The sequence below is a fragment of the Pseudomonas morbosilactucae genome (assembly GCF_023241715.1).
GTDB lineage: Bacteria > Pseudomonadota > Gammaproteobacteria > Pseudomonadales > Pseudomonadaceae > Aquipseudomonas > Aquipseudomonas morbosilactucae.
This window is the reverse complement of sequence record NZ_JALQCW010000084.1, coordinates 20,517-40,969: the sequence shown is the minus strand read 5'-3', so window position 1 is coordinate 40,969 and position 20,453 is coordinate 20,517. Positions and strand designations below refer to the sequence as shown.

Genomic DNA, 20,453 nt, shown 5'->3' with positions numbered 1-20,453 from the left:
GTGCTTATGAATGCTGAGGAGCGAGGGTGGCGCGCAGGAGATACCGCGCACGCTGCGGGCGAGGAAATCACCGTAGATCAGTTGGAAACCGAATATCTTCATGTCGACCCTGTCTTGCTTGCAGGCTGGCGAGGCTTCTGCTGCCAGAAGATTTTATTATTGTATGCGTAACCGGATTCTACACAGCGTAAATATGTTTGTCCGTAATCTCTATAAAATCCGCTTTTTTGCCGGCGTCGCAAGGCCTTTGTTGCATAAATAAAGGCGACGAGAATCAGCGCCCCGCCCAGGCCCATGCTCAGGGTCAGCGGCTCCGCCAGTAACAGGGCACCGAGCAGCACCGCGGTCAGCGGGTTGAGTGCGATGAAGGCTCCGGCGCGGGTCGCACCGATGCGCTGCACGCCATCGTAATAGAGGATGTAGGCCAGAGCCGAACCGAGCACGCCGAGGTACAGCAGCCCTAGGCCTTGTCCGAGGTTGAGCTGGGCGATCGCCGCCAGGTCCACGTCGCCCATGGCCAGGGTCACCGCCCACAGCATCAGCGTGCCCAGCCCAATGGAGTAGGTCACGGTTTGCAACGGGCCGAGGCTGCTGTTGAGGTTCCTGGCGCCCAAGGAATAGAGGCCCCACCCCAGTACGCAGCCAAAAATCAGCAGATCCCCACGCCAACTGGCCGCCCCAGCCTGCAAAACCGAAGGGTCGCGACTGAGGATTACCGTGCCGGCGCCGACCAGGCACAGGGCGATGCCCATGACCTTGGTCCGGCCCAAGCGCTCCTTGAACAGCCACCACGACGCCAAGGCAATCACCGCCGGGTTCAGCGCCACGATCAATGAGGCGCGGGAGGCGCCGATCAGTTGCAGGCCGTTGAAGAAGCACAGGTTGTAAAAAAAGATGCCGAAAAAGCCCAGCACGGTCAGTTGCGCAAACTGACCCCGGGTGGGGCGCGCCAGCGGGATCCGTGCCAGGGCCATGAACAGCATCAATGCCAGGCTGGCCAGGAAAAAACGCACGCTGGCGGCCAACAGCGGCGCCAGCGTCCCGGCTAGCAGACGCCCGGCGACAAAGGTGCCGCCCCAGATCATGCTCACCGCTGCCAACTTGGCGTACACCGGCATAAATCCGGCGTAACGGCCGGTTCGATCAGAAAATGACATAAGACTCCAACGTCGAGGTTTGAGGGCGTTGGGGTATTCTTTTTCTAATAGCCGATCATCGTAAAATGAGCTTTTATTCATGACCTTGACCCAACTCGAGATCTTTTCCCTGGTGGCCGAACTGCGCGGGTTCACCCTCGCGGCCCATCGCCTGGGCATCTCGCAATCGGCGGTGTCCCACGCCATCAAGTCCCTGGAACAGGAACTGGGGGTGGACCTGTTCCGCCGTCATCAGGCCCAGGTGGAACTCAGCGACATCGGCCAGCAACTGCTGCTGCGGGCCCGAGCCATGTTGGGCCTGGCCGCGACCCTGGAGCAGGAAGCCGCCGATGCCCGCGGCATGAAACGCGGCACCCTGCGGATCGGCTCCTTCGGGCCCACGGCGTCGATGCGCCTGCTGCCGGAGATTCTCCAGGGTTATCGCCTGCAGCATCCCGGGATCGAGGTGCACATCGATGAAGGACCGGATCGCCAAGTGCTGCAATGGCTGGAACAACGCCGCATCGATCTGGGTTTCGTGGTGCTGCCCCAGGAGCGTTTCGACACCTTTGCCCTGGCGGAAGATCAACTGGTGGCCCTGCTGCCAAGCCAACACCCGCTGGCGGCCAAAAGCACGCTGCCCCTGAAAGCGCTTTGCGATGATCCGTTCGTACTCTCCGAAGCCGGTTCGGCAGAGTTGGTATCACGCCTGTTCGCCAACGCCGGGCTCACGCCAAAGGTGCGTTATCGCTGCTCGCAATTGCTCAGCACCCTGGAAACCGTCAGCCGGGGCGATGCCCTGAGCATTGTCGCCCAACTGTCCCTACCGCCCTCCCCGGACCCGCGCTACGTGACCCGAGAGCTGTTGCCAGCCGCCCGCCGCAACGTCGGGATTGCCGTGCTCGATCAACGCCAGGCGTCGCCCGCAACCCTGGCCTTTATCCAGCACGCGCAAATCCTTTATCGCCGCTGAAAGCCATCTATCCTGCTGCTTACCACGCCGGCGCCAGACTCTAGGGCGCTGCCCTCTCCTGCCAAAGGTTCGCTCAATGCCATTGACTGCTAGCAGCCCGTTGCAGCGCTCGACCCGATCCTTGCGCCCGCTGCTGATGGCGTTGCTGCCCATTGGGCTTGGGCTGTTCATCCTCCATCTGCAAGCCGAACGAGCGCTGCAACAGAGCAGCCTGGAAACCGCCCAGGAAGCCGTGCGCCAATTCGACCTGATGCTGGACAACAGCCATATCGCCGCTCAGGCCTTGCTGCCGCTGGCGGGCCAAGCCTGTGACGAGCAGCAGCAATTGGCCCTGCGCGATCAAGTGGTGCGCCGACCTTTTGTACGCTCAACCAACCTAGTGTGGCGCAAGAGCAATTACTGCAGCTCGCTGCTGGGCAATGTCACGGTGCCGCTTGATCCCGAGGACTACATCGAGGGCAAGCTTTGGCTCATGAACGGCAACCCGGTGACCCCGAACAGCTCACTGCTGGTCTACCGGCTCAGCGAAGGCGAGCGAGCAGCGTTGGCCACGATTGACGGTTACCACCTGGCCAACGTGCTGCGCCTGATCAGTCGCTTTGCTGAACTGCAATTGCAAGTGGGCCCCATTGGATATCGGCCAAAGGCCAGGTGCATGACACGCCCCCGCCACGCGCCGCCGTAGCCGCCGAAGAACTGGCCTCGTCCCGTTATCCCTATCACGTCAGCGTGGGGTTCCCTGCCGGGGCAGCCTGGCGCTACATGAAGGCCCAGTATCCGGCGCTGTTCAGCCTTCTGGTCTTCCTCGGAGCGCTGGCGGGCATCGCTGGCCACCGCCTGCAAAAGCGCTCGTCCTCCCCCAGCCGGGAACTGCAACGGGCCCTGAAGGCGGGAGAATTCATCCCCTATTTCCAGCCGGTGGTGCGCGGCGACACGCTGCAATGGGCCGGTGTGGAAGTGCTGATGCGCTGGCAGCACCCCCAGGAGGGCCTGGTGCGTCCCGACCTGTTTATTCCCTTCGCCGAACACTCGGGCCTGATCGTGCCCATGACCCGCTCCCTGATGGAACAGACCGCACAGGCACTGGCGCCCCATGCCGCAGACTTCACCGAGGGTTTCCATATCGGCATCAACATCACCGCCAGCCATTGCCAGGACATGGCGCTGCTTGAAGACTGCCGCACCTTCCTCGCGGCATTCCCACCGGGCAAGGTGATCCTGGTGCTGGAACTGACGGAGCGCGAATTGATAGAACCCAGCGCGACCACCCAGCAACTGTTTGAAGCCCTGCGCCAATTGGGGGTGTTGATCGCCATCGATGACTTCGGCACCGGGCATTCCAGCCTGGCTTACCTGCGCCAGTTCAACGTCGATTATTTGAAGATCGATCAGAGCTTCGTGGCAATGATCGGGGCTGATGCACTCTCCGGCCATATCCTGGACAGCATCATCGAACTCTCGGGCAAGCTGGATTTGGGTATTGTCGCCGAAGGCATCGAAACAGCTGAACAACGGGATTACCTGGCGCAACGCGGTGTGGACTTCCTCCAGGGTTATTTATTTGCCCGCCCCATGCCCCAGGAGAAACTGCTGGAAGCACTGCAAGGCCACTAAATTGCCACTTCAGTAAAAGTGGCATATTCGGGCGCATTGCCAACGTGCACCAAGATGAATCATTTGACAGTAACTCCTAGTAACAAGAACAACCTGATTTACTCCAACGGCATTAACTACTACAATTTTTCTGGCCTGTTCAAGCATCACAGGAAGGCCGTTTAATCGAACCCTTCCCAGGCGCCTGGCTAATAGCTTTGTTTGTGCCAGGTATCAGCAAAAATACATTATTGGAGTAAAGATATTGTCCAGACTCGCTGAATTCCGCGCAGCAGAAAAGGCGCTTCAAGAACAGCTCGCGCAACTGGAATCCCTGAAGAACGATGCCGGACTCAAGAAGGAAATCGAGTTCGAAGAAAAACTCCAGGGCCTGATGAAGACCTACGGCAAGAGCCTGCGCGACATCATCGCCATCCTCGATCCAGCCCTGGGCAAAACCGTGCTGCCATCGGCCAACGCCCCTAAACAGCGCCGCGCACGCGTGGTCAAGGTCTATCAGAACCCGCACACCGGCGAGCTGATTGAAACCAAAGGCGGCAACCACCGCGGCCTGAAAGCCTGGAAAGAACAGTACGGCGCCGCCACTGTAGATGCTTGGCTGCGCGGTTAAGGCAGACGGCATATTTCAAGGGCCCCGCGTAGGCGGGGCCTTTAGATCAGTAAGAATATTCTTATCGCAATTCGAGTTGATTACCCCTCGCGTTCAGACTCATCCTTCACACAAAGGCACTAACTAGTGCACCTTTTTGCGCGCCAATAGCAAACGTACAACAGCGACCCCTGCAACTTTAGGGTTAATGCCTTTTCCATAACCCTCAGCGCACCAATCGAACAGAAACGAAGATATTCATTTAGAGTTTCAAGCTGTTTCTGGCGGCGAGTATTTCTTCTTGGCTATCGGCATAGGCCGCTGCTTGCCCGGCGTATGAAAGTACATAGGCCTTATCAACATCCACGGCCGCCACCAATGTTTGTGACAACACATGACGCCCGTTCTGGGTAATGGTGCAGGTCGTTTCCAGGGCCGACAGGCGACTCAGCCGCGCTTCATGAATTTTGTTACACACACTTTGGTAACCGCCTTGGGCGAAGTCCTTCTGGATCGACTTGCGCATCTCCAGCAAAACCCCTTGAAGGTTCACCACGTGGCCACTTTCAACCTGGGTCATGGTCAATTCCATAACCAATTGCGGCGTGCCTGCCGCATCATTTTTCACCGCACGCTGGCGGGAAACCTTGCCCGCTTGTTCGGCGGATGCTTCAGGAACGGCTTCGACTTCCCAGCCATTGGGCCAGGTCAACTGCGGCTCCTGTGCCTGCACGATATCGCTCAGCAACAGGCCGCACAGGCTCAATGCCAGGGTTTTGGGGAACTTGATCATGCTCATGCACACATCGGGGGCCAGCCGCAAAGTCTGAGCCCGACGCGAGGATTGGGCAATAGATCAGGCGCATTGGGTTTGGCGTCGCTCTGCCCTCTTGCGTATCATTGCGCGATCGCAAGGACGCCTGATTATCGCAAGCCAAGGGATTGCTCGTGAGCGCGAGCGCCGTTTGCCCCACTTTTATTCCGGAGGGCCCATGAGCCTGCACGAACTCGACACTTTCCCCGGCGTCACCGCCCAACCTGATAGCGCCACCGCACAATTCGTGTTCAACCACACCATGTTGCGGGTCAAGGACATTACCCAGTCCCTGGACTTTTACACCCGGATCATGGGCTTCTCCTTGGTGGAAAAACGCGACTTCCCTGAAGCCGAATTCAGCCTGTACTTCCTGGCCCTGGTGGACAAGGCGCAGATCCCGGCCGACGCCGCGGCACGCACCCAGTGGATGAAGTCCATCCCCGGCATTCTCGAACTGACCCACAACCACGGCACCGAGAACGACCCGGACTTCGCCTACCACAACGGCAACACCGACCCTCGCGGTTTTGGCCACATCTGCATTTCAGTACCGGACATCGTTGCCGCCTGCGAACGCTTCGAAGCCCTGGGTTGCGACTTCCAGAAACGCCTGAACGATGGCCGCATGAAGAGCCTGGCGTTTATCAAGGACCCGGACGGCTACTGGGTCGAAATCATCCAGCCCGCCCCGCTGTAACCGACGTTGCAGGAGCGGGCGCTGTAGGGCTTGGCTTGCCAGCGATAGCGCCCTCCTATCCTGTACCTGACGCGAAGCCCTATCAGCGACAAGCCGGCTCCCACACAGATGGTTGCAAAGCGGCAATAAAAAACCCCATGAGCCAGGCTCATGGGGTTTTGTTTTTTCAGTCGGCGATCAAGCCGGTGCTGAGGTACGGATCAAGTGGTCGAAGGCGCTGAGGGATGCCTTGGCGCCCTCGCCCACCGCAATCACGATCTGCTTGTACGGCACAGTGGTCACGTCACCGGCGGCGAACACACCTGGCAGGGATGTCTCGCCACGTGCATCGACAATGATCTCGCCCCGAGGCGACAATTCGACGGTGCCCTTGAGCCAATCGGTGTTAGGCAACAGGCCGATCTGCACGAAGATGCCTTCCAGGTCGACGGTGTGGAACTCACCCGAATCCCGGTCCTTGTAGACCAGCCCGGTGACTTTCTGCCCATCGCCTTTCACTTCGCTGGTCAGTGCACTGGTGATGACCTTGACGTTCGGCAGGCTGTGCAGCTTGCGTTGCAATACAGCGTCGGCGCGCAGCTTGCCGTCAAACTCCAGCAGGGTTACGTGGCTGACGATACCCGCCAGGTCAATGGCCGCTTCAACGCCGGAGTTGCCACCGCCGATCACCGCCACGCGCTTGCCCTTGAACAGCGGGCCATCGCAGTGGGGGCAGAAGCACACGCCTTTGGCCTTGTATTCCTGCTCGCCCGGCACGCCCATTTCACGCCAGCGGGCACCGGTGGCCAGGATCAGCGACTTGGCCTTGAGGCTCGCACCGCTTTCAAAACGCACCTCATGCAAGCCGCCCACTTCTTTGGCCGGAATCAGGGCGCTGGCGCGCTGCAGATTCATGATGTCGACATCGTATTGGCGAACGTGCGCTTCCAGGGCACCGGCCAGTTTCGGCCCCTCGGTCTCTTGCACCGAGATGAAGTTCTCGATGGCCATGGTATCCAGCACCTGGCCGCCAAAACGCTCTGCCGCCACGCCGGTCCGAATGCCTTTACGGGCCGCGTAGATAGCCGCCGATGCACCGGCTGGGCCACCGCCCACGACCAGCACGTCAAAGGCGTCCTTGGCGTTGAGCTTCTCGGCCTGGCGCTCCACGGCGCTGGTGTCGAGCTTGGCGAGGATTTCTTCCAGGCCCATACGGCCCTGGCCAAAGTTGACCCCATTCAGGTAGACGCTGGGCACGGCCATGACCTTGCGCTCGTCGACTTCAGCCTGGAACAGCGCGCCGTCGATGGCCACGTGACGAATGTTCGGGTTGAGCACCGCCATCAGGTTCAGGGCCTGGACCACGTCCGGGCAGTTCTGACAGGACAGCGAGAAGTACGTCTCGAAGTTGAACTCGCCTTTAAGGGAGCGGATTTGTTCGATGACTTCAGCGCTGGCTTTCGATGGGTGGCCGCCGACTTGCAACAGGGCCAACACCAGCGAGGTGAATTCGTGGCCCATGGGAATGCCGGCGAAACGCAGGCTGATATCACTTCCCGGGCGGTTCAGCGAGAACGACGGCTTACGCGCATCGGTCCCTTGGTCATGCAGGGTAATCAGGCTGGAAAGGCTGCTGATTTCCTTGAGCAATTCGAGCATTTCCTGGGATTTCGCACCGTCGTCGAGGGAGGCGACGATCTCGATCGGCTGGGTGACCCGTTCCAGGTATGACTTCAACTGAGCTTTAAGATTGGCGTCCAACATACGGGCGATTTCCATGTTCTGAATAAAGAGATGATTCGGTAAAAAAAAAACGCCCGAGCGAATCTCGCCCGGGCGTTTTGGGGGCGGTGCAGCTTACTTAGGTGCGGATCACCGCCCTGGAGTCAAACATGGACTTAGATCTTGCCGACCAGGTCCAGGGACGGAGCCAGGGTGGCCTCGCCTTCTTTCCATTTGGCTGGGCAGACTTCGCCTGGGTGAGCAGCAACGTACTGAGCGGCCTTGATTTTGCGCAGCAGCTCGGAAGCATCGCGACCTACGCCGCCGTCGTTGATTTCAACGATTTTGATCTGGCCTTCTGGGTTGATCACGAAGGTGCCACGGTCAGCCAGACCAGCTTCTTCGATCAGCACGTCGAAGTTGCGGGAAATGGTCAGGGTCGGGTCGCCGATCATGGTGTACTGGATCTTGCCGATGGCTGGCGAAGTGTTGTGCCAGGCAGCGTGGGCAAAGTGGGTGTCGGTCGACACGCTGTAGATTTCGACGCCCAGTTTTTGGAATTCGGCGTAGTTGTCAGCCAGGTCTTCCAGCTCGGTTGGGCAGACGAAGGTGAAGTCAGCCGGGTAGAAGAAAACGACAGACCATTTACCTTTCAGATCGGCGTCCGACACATCGACGAATGCGCCGTTTTTGAATGCGGTTGCTTTGAAGGGTTTAACTTGGCTGTTGATGATAGGCATCGTTGACTCTCCGTCATTGGTTGAAAACGTTGTGTGAAAACTTGATGGGGAGAATCCTAACCAATGATCCGGCTGATGGCTCATTGGCAAACCTGATGCTGCCGATTGGTTTTGGCTATCAGCCGAGCTTATTAATAGAAGAAACCTTTAGCGCCTGCTCGACGGGCTTTTCGCTGATCCGCGCCATGCCCATAAAGGGGCTGGCCTCGATGTAGCGCATGGCCGACTTCATGTCCTTCCAGCCGACGTAGCTCATCAGCGATTTCAAGTCCCAGCCGCTGCGGTGAGCCCAGGTGGCAAAGCCGCGACGCAATGAGTGGCTGGTGTAACGCTCGGCGGGAATGCCGGCCCGCTCCAACGCCTGGCGCAACAACGGGATCACGCTGTTGGCGTGCAAGCCCTCCTCGCTCAAATGCCCCCAGCGATCAATGCCGCGAAACACCGGCCCACGGACCAACGCCGCAACGCCGAGCCAATCGCTGTAGGCCTGAACCGGGCATAGGCGCTGCAAGGCCGGCGTTTGGTAAGTTTTGCCGAGGTTGTCCCTGTCGCCCTTGCTGCGCGGCAGGTACAGGCTGATACCGGAACCGGCCACCGCCTGCACATGCTCGACCTGCAGACGACACAGCTCATCACTGCGAAAACCGCGCCAGAAGCCCAAGAGGATTAAGGCGCTGTCGCGCCGAGCCCGCAGCAGATCAGCCTGGTTGCCTTCAGCAATCGCCGTCAGGGCTTCTTGCTCCAGCCAGGCAATGACCTGTTCCAGGTCTTGCAACTGCAGCGGTTCGGCTTGCTTCTCCTGGGCCGGGTGCAAGGCGCGAATGCCCTTGAACACCTGGCGCACCACCGGAGCCTTGGTCGGGTCGGGAAAGCCCTGGCTGTTGTGCCATTGCGCCAGCGCCGACAAGCGCAACTTCAAGGTGTTGATCGACAACTCCCCGGCATAGGCCACCAGGTAGCGGGCCACGGCCTCGCTGGTGGCTGGCAGGAAGCCGCCCCACGCCACTTCGAAATGCTCAATGGCCGCGCGATAGCTACGCCGCGTGTTATCGCGGGTGGCGGCGAGCAGGTAACGATCCAGTTCACTCATGGGTTCAACTCTGTCGGGTGTAGCGAAAACCGCTGTTTATGGGGGCCGAATGCGCCTCACAAGGGGTAATACCACTATATCCCATGTCATTATTTCTATGCTTAATCTAATTTCATCGCGTACAATTATGCGTAATTACATACTACGTAACACAGTACAAAATCGTAGGAGGAATCATGGCTCGCGGCGGCATAAATAAGGCAGTGGTGCAAAAGGCGCGCTTGGCGATCCTCGCCCGCGGCGAACACCCCAGCATCGACGCAGTGCGCGTTGAAATGGGCAATACCGGCTCAAAAACCACCATCCACCGCTATCTGAAGGAGCTGGATAACGGCCGCAGCCGTGCCGAAGCGCCGGAAGAGCCCCTGGAAGGTGAATTGGCCGATTTAGTGGCACGCATTGCCCGGCGCCTGGAAGAGCAAGCCCAGGAACCCCTGGAGCAGGCTCAGGCCGCGTTCGATGAGCGCGTGCAGGCGCTGGAAACAGCGTTGCTGGCAGCCCAGCAGAACCAGGCCCGCCTGGAGCAGCAACTGGAAATCCAGGCGGCCGCCCTGGCCGAGGAAAGCGCCGCCCTGCAGAGCACCCGCTCCACCCTGCAAAGCGAGCAGACCCGCAACGCCGGGCTTAATCAGGCGGTGGGGGATTTCGAGCTACGCCTGCAAGACAAAGATGAGCAGATTCGCTCACTGGAAGAAAAGCACCTCCACGCCCGCGACGCCCTTGAGCACTACCGCAACGCCGTCAAAGAGCAGCACGAACAAGAACAGCGGCGCCACGAAGGGCAGTTGCAACAGGTGCAGATGGAATTGCGCCAGGCACAGCAAAACGCTCTGGTCCGCCAAGACGAAATCACCCAACTGCACCGCGACAATGAGCGCCTGCTCAGTGAAAACCGCGCCACGGTGAAAGAGTTGAGACAGGCCCAAGACCTGGCGCAAAAAAGCGAGGCGCTGCGCGAGCAATTGCAGGAACAGTCAAATCGCGCCCAAGGCGAAGCCACCCTCCTCCTGGAACGCCTGCGCGTCGCGCTGCTGGAAAGCCAGACGCTCAAGCACAGCCTGGAAGAGCAAGGCCGGATCGGCAAAGAATTGGAGTTGAGAGCCGCCAAGGCCGAGGCCGGCCTTGAGGCATTGCAACTGGCCACCGCCGTGAAGGCGGCGCCAGCAACCAAGGAACGGCCACCACGGCCGAAGAAGACTTAATCCGCGACCGGGGTGCGCATGGTGACGAACTCTTCGGCGGCCGTTGGGTGCACGCCGATGGTTTCGTCGAAGTCGCGCTTGGTGGCGCCTGCTTTCAAGGCGATCGCCAGACCCTGGACAATCTCCCCAGCGTCCGGCCCGACCATGTGGCAACCCAGCACCTTGTCGGTGTCGGCATCCACTACTAGCTTCATCAGGGTGCGCTCCTGGCAGTCGGTCAGGGTCAACTTCATCGGCCGGAAACGGCTTTCGAAAATCTGCACCTTGTGCCCGTCTTCACGCGCCTGCTCCTCGGTCAAGCCAACCGTGCCAATGTTCGGCAGGCTGAACACCGCCGTAGGGATCATCCGGTAATCCACCGGGCGATATTGCTCAGGCTTGAACAGGCGTCGCGCCACGGCCATGCCCTCGGCCAGGGCCACTGGAGTCAGTTGCACCCGACCGATCACATCGCCAATCGCAAGAATCGACGGCTCGGCGCTCTGGTACTGCTCATCCACCTCGACAAAGCCACGCTTGTCGAGCTTGACCCCGGTATTTTCCAGGCCCAGGTTGTCGAGCATCGGCCGCCGACCCGTGGCATAAAACACGCAATCCGTCTCCAGTTCACGCCCATCCTTCAAGCGCACTTTGAGACTGCCATCGCCCTGCTTGTCGATCCGCTCAATGTCGGCATTGAATTGCAGGTCCAGGCCGCGCTTGGTCAACTCTTCTTGCAGGTGCTTGCGCACCGCGCCATCGAAGCCACGCAGGAATAGGTCGCCGCGATACAGCAACTGGGTTTCAGCACCCAGCCCGTGGAAAATCCCGGCGAACTCCACCGCGATGTAACCACCGCCCACCACCAGCACACGCTTGGGCAGTTGCTTGAGGAAGAAGGCTTCGTTGGAACTGATGGCGTGCTCACGCCCGGGAATGTCCGGGATCTGCGGCCAGCCACCCGTGGCAATCAGGATGTGCTTGGCGCTGTAGCGCTGGCCATTGACCTCCACCTGATGCGGGTCGATCAGCTTGGCGTGGCCTTCGTGCAGGGTCACGCCACTGTTGACCAGTAGATTGCGGTAGATGCCATTGAGACGATTGATCTCGCGATCCTTGTTGGCGATCAGGGTCGACCAATCGAAGTTCGCCTCACCCAACGTCCAGCCAAAACCTGCGGACTGCTCGAAGTCCTCGGCAAAGTGCGCGCCGTACACCAGCAGCTTTTTCGGCACGCAACCGACGTTGACGCAGGTACCGCCCAGATAGCGGCTCTCGGCCACGGCGACTTTCGCCCCAAACCCCGCGGCAAACCGCGCACAACGCACGCCGCCGGAACCGGCGCCAATTACATAAAGATCAAAATCGTAGGCCATTTCACTCTCCCAGGCAGGCCGACAGCATAACCGCAGATGGCGGAAGGGTCAGCGCAGAGGATGGACATAAGGGCAGAAAATGAAAAAGCCACCCGAAGGTGGCTTTTTCGTACAGAAACCTGCGCAGCTATCAGTAAGCCTTGCCGGTCTTGTAGAAGTTCTCGAAGCAGAAGTTGGTCGCGTCGATGTAGCCTTCGGCGCCACCGCAGTCGAAACGCTTGCCTTTGAACTTGTAGGCCATGACGCAGCCGTTTTGCGCTTGCTTCATCAGGGCGTCGGTGATCTGGATTTCACCGCCTTTGCCCGGCTCGGTCTGTTCGATCAGGTCGAAGATGTCCGGAGTCAGGATGTAACGACCGATGATGGCCAGGTTGGACGGCGCATCTTCCGGCTTTGGCTTCTCAACCATGCTGTGCACACGGTAGATGTCGTCACGGATCATCTCACCGGCGATCACGCCGTATTTGTTGGTTTCCTGTGGGTCGACTTCCTGGATCGCCACGATCGAGCAGCGGAACTGCTTGTACAGCTTGACCATCTGGGTCAGCACGCCGTCGCCATCGAGGTTGACACACAGGTCGTCCGCCAGCACCACAGCGAACGGTTCGTCACCGATCAGCGGGCGACCGGTGAGGATCGCGTGGCCCAGGCCTTTCATTTCGGTCTGGCGGGTGTAGGAGAAAGAGCACTCGTCCAACAGCTTGCGGATACCGACCAGGTACTTCTCTTTGTCGGTGCCCTTGATCTGGTTTTCCAACTCGTAGCTGATGTCGAAATGGTCTTCGAGGGCGCGCTTGCCGCGGCCAGTCACAATGGAGATTTCGGTCAAACCGGCGTCCAGCGCTTCTTCAACGCCGTACTGGATCAGTGGCTTGTTCACCACCGGCAGCATTTCTTTAGGCATGGCTTTAGTCGCTGGCAGGAAGCGAGTACCGTAACCGGCTGCTGGGAACAAGCATTTCTTGATCATATGAGTCCTTAAAAAGGCTGTGCTTACGAGTTCGGCGCAGTCTAATCAGGCGGCGTGCACCTTACAATGCCCCGCGCTGGCTAACCGCTGCCATCATAGAGAAATATTCTGTCTGATAGTTCCGCAGCATCCCCGAGATAACCCCCGGCGTAAACCTGCAATGTGCCGCCAAGCCTGCTTTCTAACCTGCCGAGTCGAGCCAGCAGGCCTATATAAGGCTATGATTGCGCCCTTGATCCAGCCAACGAGAGCTCTTGATGTCGGCAGCAAAAAGCGTAAACGGTTACCTGATCACCCCAGCCAAAGACGGACAATGGTGGGTCGCCACGACCGGCGGTGAAAACATCGCCGGCCCATTCCCTTCGGAAGCCATGGCCATCGAAGTCGCCGCAGTCCTGCAAGACCAGCCGCCGCCCCCTTCGCGCCGGCGCACCAGCAAGCCCTGAACGGTGCAGCGAGCATAGGACAAGCCCTGCAATGCAGGGCTTTTTTGTGATTGTCTGTACCGCAATGACCGTTCGCTATAGCATCTCGCTTCAAATGCTCGGCAGTGCTGCCCGGCCCTTGCCCCACCACTCTTTCGACGACCTTTGCCACCATGAACAAATTACTGGCTTTGAGCGCGGTACTGGCCCTGAGCGGCTGCGCCACCGCATCCAACACCTACCTGGCAAACGGCGAACAAGGCCTGAGCATCGATTGCTCCGGCGAAGCCAGCTCTTGGGCGAGTTGCTATGAAAAAGCCGATGCATCCTGCGCCGGGACCGGCTACCGCATCGTCGGCACCGAAGGCACCCCGTCCCTGAAGGAAAGCGAAAAGACCCTGGGCGCGGATGTGGGCAACTACAAGAGCCGCAGTGTCGTCGTCGTGTGTAAATAAATAGCGGGGCGCAACTCAAGTAGCGGGCAAATAACGGGGTGTTCAAATAAACCGGGATGCCAGCCGTTGCGGCTACATATGAATCTCGGCGAACTTGATGCCCAGGCCGCGGATGGTTTCGATCAGGTCATCGAGCCGGCCGAATGATTCGACTTCATCATTGTCATCCACCAAGAAGTAGCTGCGCCCTGCGCTTTTCTTGAAAAACACGATCCACTCCCCGGAATTGGCCGGATTCTGGATCACGTGGGTCGCCGAAATACACCCTTCCGCATGCCTTTCCCTGATTTGTTCGCGCTTCATGCCGTCTCCCGAAAAGACCCTGCCGCCCAAGTCAGGCTTCGGCGGCATGGTCGAAATGTGAGCGCAGTTTATCGGATGACCTAACCGAACCGCACGCCGACAAGAGGGTTTTTCCAGGATTTTTCGCCGCCCAGCCCTTGTACAGCGAAATAGCCCCTCCCCCATGCGCCTCATCAATACCAGGCCGTCATCCGGAAATGCAGGCTTCTCCAGCCTTGCGTACATCTTGGGGGCGCAATGGGTTGTTCGACATTTGTTCATGCAGCTTGATGCTGCTGCCACCGGAGCGCTCTTCGATATCAAACACCGCGGCCGGCCCTTCTGCGAGTTTCTGCGGAACCACCACCCGCAGCCCCTCCTTGTGCGGTTCGATCTGCAATGCCTCACGACTGTCGGCCAGCTTCTCGCTCAAGCAGGCGGCGTAATCCTGGGGCTTCTTGCCAGAGATCACACTGAGCGTCGGCGGCGTCTGATTGATATCCGCAACCGTCGCACATCCGCCAATCGCCAACGCCAGGCCCAACACACACCACTTCATACAAAACCTCCACTAAAGCCCCTCCGACAGCACAACCGCTGTTTTTCTCCGGGGCATGGCGCTTTATCGCGCATAAAATTCCAAATAAGCGTTTTAATTTGCCATAGCGCCTGACGGCGGCCCGCTCATCCCCGGTCGGGCCTGATAAACTGCGCCATCTTTGATGCAATCGTTTTGATTTTTGTAGAGAAAAGCCCTTCTGGAGGCGCCATGAAATTTATCCACCAGCGCGAGCACCTGAATGAAGATGACATCGTCATCATCGAATGCTCCCAGGTCTGCAATATCCGCCTGATGAACGACGCCAACTTCCGCAGCTTCAAGAACGGCGGTCGCCACACTTACCACGGCGGCGCCTTCGACAAGTTCCCGGCCAAGATCACCGCGCCCAGCACCGGTTTCTGGAACATCACCATCGATACCGTCACCAACCGCGCCATCAGTGTGACGCGCAAGCCGACCCTGACCCACTCGATCCGCATTGTCCGCCGCTCCAGCTCCAAACTGCGCTGAGCCAGCCTCCCACATCGCAATACACAGGTACCACCGTGGCCCAAACAACCAAGTACGTCATCAAATACAAGCTCAATGGCGAGCGCCGTTTCGAGTTCGCGCAACTGGAAACAGGCACCCAGGAAGAAGCCCAAGCAGCCCTGCAAGCCTTGCACGGCCAATCCGATGATGTCATCAGCGACGTCAGCGTAAGCAAGGCCTTGTAACCCGGCCGGCGCCGCCCTGGAGGGAGGTTCGACGATGCTCCATCCGCCACCGCCCGGCACCGCCGATCTGTTCGCCGAGGCGGACCTGCAACAAGCCCCCCGGGTCGACGTCATCGGCCCGCAATCCCGGGTACTGCGTGGTTTCGCCCTGCCTTGGATCGAGCCGTTGCTGCCGGCGTTGCGAACGGTGCTGCAGGGCGCGCCATTACGGCGCATGGTCACGCCGGGCGGTTTCACCATGTCAGTGGGTCTGAGCAGCTGCGGGGAGCTGGGCTGGACCACCGACACCCGGGCTTACCGTTACAGCGACCTCGACCCCAAGACCGGCCAACCCTGGCCACCGATGCCCGATATCTTCCGGCAACTGGCCCAGGCCGCAGCCTTAGAGGCCGGGTTCGCCGACTTCAATCCCGACGCCTGCCTCATCAACTGCTACCGCCCCGGCGCCAAAATGTCCCTGCATCAGGACAAAAACGAGCAGGACTTCAGTGCGCCGATCGTGTCCCTGTCCCTGGGGCTGCCGGCGATCTTCCTGTTTGGCGGCGACCAACGCAGCGATCGACCGCTGCGAGTGCCACTGCTGCACGGCGATGTCGCGGTCTGGGGCGGCGTCGACCGGCTGCGTTATCACGGCATACTGCCGCTCAAGGAAGGCACCCACCCGCGCCTGGGCAGCCAGCGTTTCAACCTGACCTTTCGCCGCGCTGGCTAAACGGCGTCGGCGGTCCGAGTTCCAGCGCAAGACCCGGAGTGCGGCAGCCTGCAACCCTGGCTAATCTGGCCCGGCCCCGTCATCGAGTAGAGCCCATGAAGCATCCCATCGAACACGATCCCCGCTGGCAGTCGGTGCTGGCCCGCGATGCCAGCGCCGACGGGCAATTTGTCTACGCCGTGAAAACCACCGGGGTCTATTGCCGCCCCAGCAGCCTGTCGCGCCTGCCACGGCCGCAGAACGTCGAGTTCTTCGACAGCGCCGCCGCAGCTGAAGCAGCAGGCTACCGCCCGAGCAAACGCGCCGCGGGGGATCAGACTCAACTGGCGGCCCAGCATGCAGCCCTGGTAGCCGCCGCATGCCGACAGATCGAGGACGCCGAAACCGCGCCCACACTCAATCAACTGGCCCAGGGTGCCGGCATCAGTGCGTTTCATTTTCATCGGGTGTTCAAGGCGGCCACTGGTTTGACCCCCAAGGGCTACGCCAACGCCCATCGCGCGCTCAAGGTCCGCCAGCACTTGCACAGCGGCCAGTCGGTGACCGACGCACTGTACGACGCGGGTTTCAACTCCAATAGCCGCTTCTACGAAACCGCCGACCAGGTACTGGGCATGAAACCCAGCGACTACCGCGCCGGCGGGGCCAACAGTGACATCCGCTTTGCCGTCGGCCAATGCTCCCTGGGCGCGATTCTGGTGGCGCAAAGCAGCCGGGGGGTGTGCGCCATTTTGCTCGGCGACGACCCCAACGTCCTGGTGCACGACCTGCAGGACAAATTCCCCCGGGCCAATCTGCAAGGCGCCGTGCCTGAGTTCGAGCAACTGATCGCCCATGTGGTGGGGTTTATCGAAGCGCCGGGGATCGGCCTGAACCTGCCACTGGACCTGCGCGGCACGGCCTTTCAAGAGCGCGTGTGGCAGGCCCTGCAAAGCATTCCGGTAGGCACCACCGCCAGCTACGCCGAAATTGCCCAGCGCATCGGCGCGCCCAAGGCGACACGCGCCGTGGCCCAAGCTTGTGGGGCCAACTGCCTGGCGGTGGCGATTCCCTGCCACCGCGTGGTGCGCAGCGACGGCCAGCTATCGGGCTATCGCTGGGGCGTGGAGCGCAAGCGTCAGTTGCTGGAACGCGAAGGCGCATCCGGGGACTGAATGCCGATGTAGATCGCCACCGAGTCGGGGCCGGTGTACACCTCGAAATCGCTGACAAACCGGCGGCGGACCTGGGGATTGTCCTGAAAGTAGGCCCAGATCAGGCCCCAGGTCTGAATCACCACATCGGGCATCGCGCCCCGGGCACTGAACACCAGGTATTCGCCGCCCTCGATCTCCACCTCCGGGTAATCACTGCCGGGTGCCGCCAGCGCTACGCCAGCCGTTACATCGAACAGCCCGGAAGCGTCGGATTCATAGTTGGAGTACACACCGTAGACAAAGGAGTCCGGCTGTTTGTGGCTGACCTTATCGAACAGGTCCTCAAGGTAAAAACGCTGCCACATCGGGCCGATCTGCGCAGTCTGCGCCTGTTGCTCGTCGGCGTTACGGGTGCGGACCTGCAAGCCCGCCACGCGAAAAGGCAGGACTTCGCGCTGTTTTACATCCATGGTCAATCTTCCTGTGTGGAGCAGTGATCGAGTCAACATCGCCTGGCCTTGTACCAGCAACTCCTGATACAAACCCCGCGCTGCCGTCGTTAATTTTTCTGCCGGAGAATATGCCTCATGAGCCAGTGGCCCGATACCCGCATTCTCGATCTGTTAGGCATCGAACTGCCGATCATTCAAGCCCCCATGGCCGGTGCCACCGGCTCGGCCATGGTCATCGCCGCCGCCCAGGCCGGCGCATTGGGCTCCCTGCCCTGCGCCATGCTCACCCCGGAGCAGATTCGCCAGGAAGTCCAAGCCATTCGCCTGGCGACCCAGGCCCCGCTGAACCTGAACTTTTTCTGCCACCAGACGCCCGCCCCCGACGCCCAGCGCGATGCCCGCTGGAAAAGCGCCCTGGAACCCTATTATCGCGAGCTGGGTGCGGACTTCGAGGCCCCCACGCCGGTCAGCAGCCGTGCGCCGTTTGATCGGGTCAGTTGTGAGCTGGTGGAAGAGCTGCGCCCGGAAATCGTCAGCTTCCACTTTGGCCTGCCCGAGGCCGGCCTGCTGCAACGGGTCAAGGCCACCGGGGCCAAGATCCTCTCTTCGGCCAGCACCGTGGATGAAGCCCTGTGGCTAGAGCAACACGGCTGCGACGCGATCATCGCCATGGGCTACGAAGCCGGCGGCCACCGCGCCCTATTCCTCACCGACGACCTCAATACCCAGGTCGGCACCCTGGCCCTGGTGCCGCAAATCGTCGATGCCGTGAATCTACCAGTGATTGCCGCCGGCGGTATTGGTGACGCCCGGGGCATCGTTGCAGCCCTGGCCCTGGGCGCCTCGGCGGTGCAACTGGGTACCGCCTACCTGTTCACACCGGAAGCCAAGATCAGTGCGGCCCACCACAAGGCCCTGCGCAGTGCCAAGGAAAGCCAGACCGCCCTGACCAACCTATTCACCGGGCGACCGGCCCGGGGCATCGTCAACCGAGTGATGCGTGAAATCGGCCCCATCAACCCATTGGCACCGGCGTTCCCCCTGGCTGGCGGAGCCTTGATGCCACTGCGAGCCAAGGATGACGCGGATTTCGCCAACCTCTGGTCCGGGCAGGCCCTGCGCCTGGGCATCGAACTGCCAACCGGTGAACTGACCCGCCACCTGGCCGAGAAAGCTCTGGCGCAACTCCAGCGACGCTGACGCCGCGTCGCGGCCGCGACATCGGTCGCGGCCGGCCTGACGCTTCCCCCCCAGACACCCGCAGTTCCGTTCGTCGGTCATTCGCTATATATTCCGCTATACAGCGCTTTAACCGACCGTCGGTGCAGTCCCCCTCTCACCCTCTGCGCCACGCCCTTGCCCTCAACGGAGCTGCTTCATGACCCTTCGCGCCTCAAGTTTTGCCCCGACGTGCCTCGCCACCCTGCTCGCCGCATTCGCCATGGGCTCGGTCCAGGCCGATGAAGTCCAGGTGGCGGTCGCTGCCAACTTCACCGCGCCGATCCAGGCCATCGCCGCCGACTTTGAAAAAGACACCGGCCACAAACTGGTAGCCGCCTATGGCGCCACAGGGCAGTTCTATACCCAGATCAAGAATGGCGCGCCGTTCGAAGTGTTCCTCTCCGCCGACGACACCACGCCGCAAAAACTTGAAAGCGAAGGCGACACGGTCAAGGGCTCGCGCTTTACCTACGCCATCGGCACCCTGGCGCTGTGGTCGGCCAAGGAAGGTTATGTCGACGCCAAGGGCCAAGTCCTCAAGGACAACCAGTACAAGCACCTGTCCATCGCCAACCCGAAAACCGCGCCGTATGGCCTGGCCGCCACTCAAGTCCTGGCCAAGCTGGACCTGACCGACAAGGTCAAGGACAAGCTCGTCGAAGGCCAGAACATCACCCAGGCCTATCAGTTCGTCTCCACCGGCAACGCCGAGTTGGGCTTTGTTGCCTTGTCGCAGATCTACAAAGACGGCAAAGTCAGCAGCGGCTCGGCCTGGATCGTGCCCGAGCAGATGCACGATGCAATCAAGCAGGACGCGGTGATCCTCAACAAAGGTAAAGACAACCCAGCCGCCAAGGCGCTGGTTGACTACCTCAAGGGGCCAAAAGCCGCGGCCGTCATCAAGTCCTACGGTTACCAACTCTAAATGCCGCTATCGAGTGCCGACTTCGCCGCCATCTGGCTGACCCTGAAACTGGCGTCCCTGACGACCCTGATTCTGCTGATTATCGGCACTCCCATCGCCCTGTGGCTGTCGCGCACCCGCTCCCGGCTGCGCGGCCCCATCGGCGCGATTGTGGCCCTGCCCCTGGTGCTGCCGCCGACGGTGATCGGCTTCTACCTGCTGTTGGCGCTGGGGCCCAACGGGGTGATTGGCCAGTTCACCCAGTCCCTGGGGCTGGGCACCCTGACGTTCAGTTTCAGCGGGCTGGTGATCGGTTCGGTGATCTATTCCATGCCCTTTGTGGTGCAACCCCTGCAGAACGCTTTCTCGGCGATCGGCAGCCGTCCCCTGGAGGTGGCCGCGACCTTGCGTGCCAATCCCTGGGACACCTTTTTCAGCGTGATTCTGCCCTTGGCCCGGCCGGGGTTTATCACCGCGTCGATTCTCGGCTTTGCCCACACCGTCGGTGAGTTCGGTGTGGTGCTGATGATTGGCGGCAACATTCCCGACAAGACCCGAGTGGTCTCGGTGCAGATCTACGACCACGTCGAAGCCATGGAATACTTGCAAGCCCATTGGCTGGCGGGCGCCATGCTGGTGTTCTCATTCCTGGTGCTGCTGGCCCTGTACTCCAGCCGCCAGACCAAGGCCGGCTGGAGCTGACC

23 protein-coding genes and 2 pseudogenes are annotated in these 20,453 nt (G+C 60.5%); 15 read left to right on the top strand and 10 right to left on the bottom strand.

Annotation, left to right across the window (positions count from 1 at the left end):
* Positions 1 to 210: 210 nt before the first annotated feature.
* Positions 211 to 1,157 (bottom strand): annotated as a pseudogene (locus M1B34_RS27720) (DMT family transporter).
* Between the two features lie 79 nt (positions 1,158 to 1,236).
* Between M1B34_RS27720 and M1B34_RS27715 the strand changes: the two are divergent.
* The 4 genes and pseudogenes from M1B34_RS27715 (at position 1,237) to M1B34_RS27705 (ending at position 4,333) form a co-directional block, all read left to right on the top strand.
* Positions 1,237 to 2,109, top strand: a complete 873-nt coding sequence (locus tag M1B34_RS27715; protein WP_268266786.1) for a LysR family transcriptional regulator — start codon at positions 1,237 to 1,239, stop codon at positions 2,107 to 2,109.
* Positions 2,110 to 2,185: 76 nt separating this feature from the next.
* A pseudogene (locus M1B34_RS34195) lies at positions 2,186 to 2,823 on the top strand (CSS-motif domain-containing protein); the annotation flags it as partial.
* Positions 2,824 to 2,871: 48 nt separating this feature from the next.
* The gene (locus M1B34_RS34190) at positions 2,872 to 3,723 is read left to right on the top strand and encodes an EAL domain-containing protein (RefSeq protein ID WP_425273550.1); all 852 of its coding nucleotides are present in this window, start codon (positions 2,872 to 2,874) and stop codon (positions 3,721 to 3,723) included.
* A gap of 244 nt (positions 3,724 to 3,967) precedes the next feature.
* Positions 3,968 to 4,333 carry a histone-like nucleoid-structuring protein, MvaT/MvaU family gene (locus M1B34_RS27705; RefSeq protein WP_123333456.1) on the top strand — a complete coding sequence of 122 codons (366 nt, stop codon included), beginning with the start codon at positions 3,968 to 3,970 and terminating at the stop codon, positions 4,331 to 4,333.
* 241 nt (positions 4,334 to 4,574) lie between these two features.
* Here M1B34_RS27705 and M1B34_RS27700 read toward each other — a convergent pair whose 3' ends face one another.
* Positions 4,575 to 5,105 (bottom strand): DUF4946 domain-containing protein, encoded by a 531-nt coding sequence (locus M1B34_RS27700; RefSeq protein WP_268266807.1) that lies wholly within the window; start codon positions 5,103 to 5,105, stop codon positions 4,575 to 4,577.
* Between the two features lie 199 nt (positions 5,106 to 5,304).
* On the opposite strand from M1B34_RS27700, the gene gloA reads away from it, so the two are divergent.
* Positions 5,305 to 5,826 carry a lactoylglutathione lyase gene (gene gloA / locus M1B34_RS27695; RefSeq protein ID WP_123333460.1) on the top strand — a complete coding sequence of 174 codons (522 nt, stop codon included), beginning with the start codon at positions 5,305 to 5,307 and terminating at the stop codon, positions 5,824 to 5,826.
* A 177-nt stretch (positions 5,827 to 6,003) separates the two neighbouring features.
* Here gloA and ahpF read toward each other — a convergent pair whose 3' ends face one another.
* The 3 genes from ahpF to M1B34_RS27680 form a co-directional block, all read right to left on the bottom strand.
* Positions 6,004 to 7,569, bottom strand: coding sequence for an alkyl hydroperoxide reductase subunit F (gene ahpF / locus M1B34_RS27690; RefSeq protein WP_268263778.1), 1,566 nt, complete (start codon positions 7,567 to 7,569; stop codon positions 6,004 to 6,006).
* Between the two features lie 134 nt (positions 7,570 to 7,703).
* Positions 7,704 to 8,267, bottom strand: a complete 564-nt coding sequence (ahpC, locus tag M1B34_RS27685; protein WP_123333464.1) for an alkyl hydroperoxide reductase subunit C — start codon at positions 8,265 to 8,267, stop codon at positions 7,704 to 7,706.
* 118 nt (positions 8,268 to 8,385) lie between these two features.
* Complete coding sequence (locus M1B34_RS27680) at positions 8,386 to 9,357, bottom strand: site-specific integrase (protein ID WP_268266785.1); 972 nt, start codon at positions 9,355 to 9,357, stop codon at positions 8,386 to 8,388.
* Between the two features lie 176 nt (positions 9,358 to 9,533).
* Between M1B34_RS27680 and M1B34_RS27675 the strand changes: the two genes are divergently transcribed.
* Positions 9,534 to 10,559, top strand: coding sequence for a DNA-binding protein (locus M1B34_RS27675; protein WP_268266784.1), 1,026 nt, complete (start codon positions 9,534 to 9,536; stop codon positions 10,557 to 10,559).
* Here M1B34_RS27675 and gorA read toward each other — a convergent pair.
* A complete protein-coding gene (gorA, locus tag M1B34_RS27670) occupies positions 10,556 to 11,914 on the bottom strand; it encodes a glutathione-disulfide reductase (RefSeq protein WP_268266783.1) in 1,359 nt (452 codons plus the stop codon). The genes M1B34_RS27675 and gorA overlap by 4 nt on opposite strands.
* A 130-nt stretch (positions 11,915 to 12,044) precedes the next feature.
* A complete protein-coding gene (galU, locus tag M1B34_RS27665; RefSeq protein ID WP_053157579.1) occupies positions 12,045 to 12,884 on the bottom strand; it encodes a UTP--glucose-1-phosphate uridylyltransferase GalU in 840 nt (279 codons plus the stop codon).
* Positions 12,885 to 13,141: 257 nt separating this feature from the next.
* On the opposite strand from galU, the gene M1B34_RS27660 reads away from it, so the two are divergent.
* Positions 13,142 to 13,330 carry a hypothetical protein gene (locus M1B34_RS27660; protein ID WP_123333472.1) on the top strand — a complete coding sequence of 63 codons (189 nt, stop codon included), beginning with the start codon at positions 13,142 to 13,144 and terminating at the stop codon, positions 13,328 to 13,330.
* Positions 13,331 to 13,482: 152 nt separating this feature from the next.
* Positions 13,483 to 13,764 (top strand): hypothetical protein, encoded by a 282-nt coding sequence (locus tag M1B34_RS27655; RefSeq protein ID WP_123333474.1) that lies wholly within the window; start codon positions 13,483 to 13,485, stop codon positions 13,762 to 13,764.
* Positions 13,765 to 13,836: 72 nt separating this feature from the next.
* Here the strand turns inward: M1B34_RS27655 and M1B34_RS27650 are convergent, their stop codons facing one another.
* Positions 13,837 to 14,067 carry a hypothetical protein gene (locus tag M1B34_RS27650; RefSeq protein ID WP_123333476.1) on the bottom strand — a complete coding sequence of 77 codons (231 nt, stop codon included), beginning with the start codon at positions 14,065 to 14,067 and terminating at the stop codon, positions 13,837 to 13,839.
* Positions 14,068 to 14,254: 187 nt separating this feature from the next.
* Positions 14,255 to 14,605, bottom strand: a complete 351-nt coding sequence (locus M1B34_RS27645; protein ID WP_123333478.1) for a hypothetical protein — start codon at positions 14,603 to 14,605, stop codon at positions 14,255 to 14,257.
* Positions 14,606 to 14,815: 210 nt separating this feature from the next.
* Here M1B34_RS27645 and M1B34_RS27640 point away from each other — a divergent pair, with 210 nt between their 5' ends.
* The 4 genes from M1B34_RS27640 to ada all read left to right on the top strand — a co-directional run bounded on the left by M1B34_RS27640 (position 14,816) and on the right by ada (position 17,190).
* A complete protein-coding gene (locus M1B34_RS27640; protein ID WP_123333480.1) occupies positions 14,816 to 15,118 on the top strand; it encodes a DUF1883 domain-containing protein in 303 nt (100 codons plus the stop codon).
* 35 nt (positions 15,119 to 15,153) lie between these two features.
* Positions 15,154 to 15,324, top strand: a complete 171-nt coding sequence (locus tag M1B34_RS27635) for a hypothetical protein (RefSeq protein WP_185039246.1) — start codon at positions 15,154 to 15,156, stop codon at positions 15,322 to 15,324.
* Positions 15,325 to 15,358: 34 nt separating this feature from the next.
* Complete coding sequence (gene alkB / locus M1B34_RS27630) at positions 15,359 to 16,036, top strand: DNA oxidative demethylase AlkB (protein ID WP_123333482.1); 678 nt, start codon at positions 15,359 to 15,361, stop codon at positions 16,034 to 16,036.
* A 95-nt stretch (positions 16,037 to 16,131) separates the two neighbouring features.
* Positions 16,132 to 17,190 carry a bifunctional DNA-binding transcriptional regulator/O6-methylguanine-DNA methyltransferase Ada gene (ada, locus tag M1B34_RS27625; RefSeq protein ID WP_268266782.1) on the top strand — a complete coding sequence of 353 codons (1,059 nt, stop codon included), beginning with the start codon at positions 16,132 to 16,134 and terminating at the stop codon, positions 17,188 to 17,190.
* Here ada and M1B34_RS27620 read toward each other — a convergent pair.
* The gene (locus M1B34_RS27620; RefSeq protein ID WP_268266781.1) at positions 17,154 to 17,642 is read right to left on the bottom strand and encodes a GyrI-like domain-containing protein; all 489 of its coding nucleotides are present in this window, start codon (positions 17,640 to 17,642) and stop codon (positions 17,154 to 17,156) included. The two genes, ada and M1B34_RS27620, sit on opposite strands and share 37 nt — an antisense overlap.
* A 117-nt stretch (positions 17,643 to 17,759) precedes the next feature.
* Here M1B34_RS27620 and M1B34_RS27615 point away from each other — a divergent pair, with 117 nt between their 5' ends.
* The 3 genes from M1B34_RS27615 (at position 17,760) to modB (ending at position 20,451) form a co-directional block, all read left to right on the top strand.
* Complete coding sequence (locus M1B34_RS27615; RefSeq protein WP_268266780.1) at positions 17,760 to 18,824, top strand: NAD(P)H-dependent flavin oxidoreductase; 1,065 nt, start codon at positions 17,760 to 17,762, stop codon at positions 18,822 to 18,824.
* Positions 18,825 to 19,002: 178 nt separating this feature from the next.
* A complete protein-coding gene (modA, locus tag M1B34_RS27610) occupies positions 19,003 to 19,770 on the top strand; it encodes a molybdate ABC transporter substrate-binding protein (protein WP_123333490.1) in 768 nt (255 codons plus the stop codon).
* Complete coding sequence (gene modB / locus M1B34_RS27605) at positions 19,771 to 20,451, top strand: molybdate ABC transporter permease subunit (protein WP_268266779.1); 681 nt, start codon at positions 19,771 to 19,773, stop codon at positions 20,449 to 20,451.
* Positions 20,452 to 20,453: the final 2 nt, after the last annotated feature.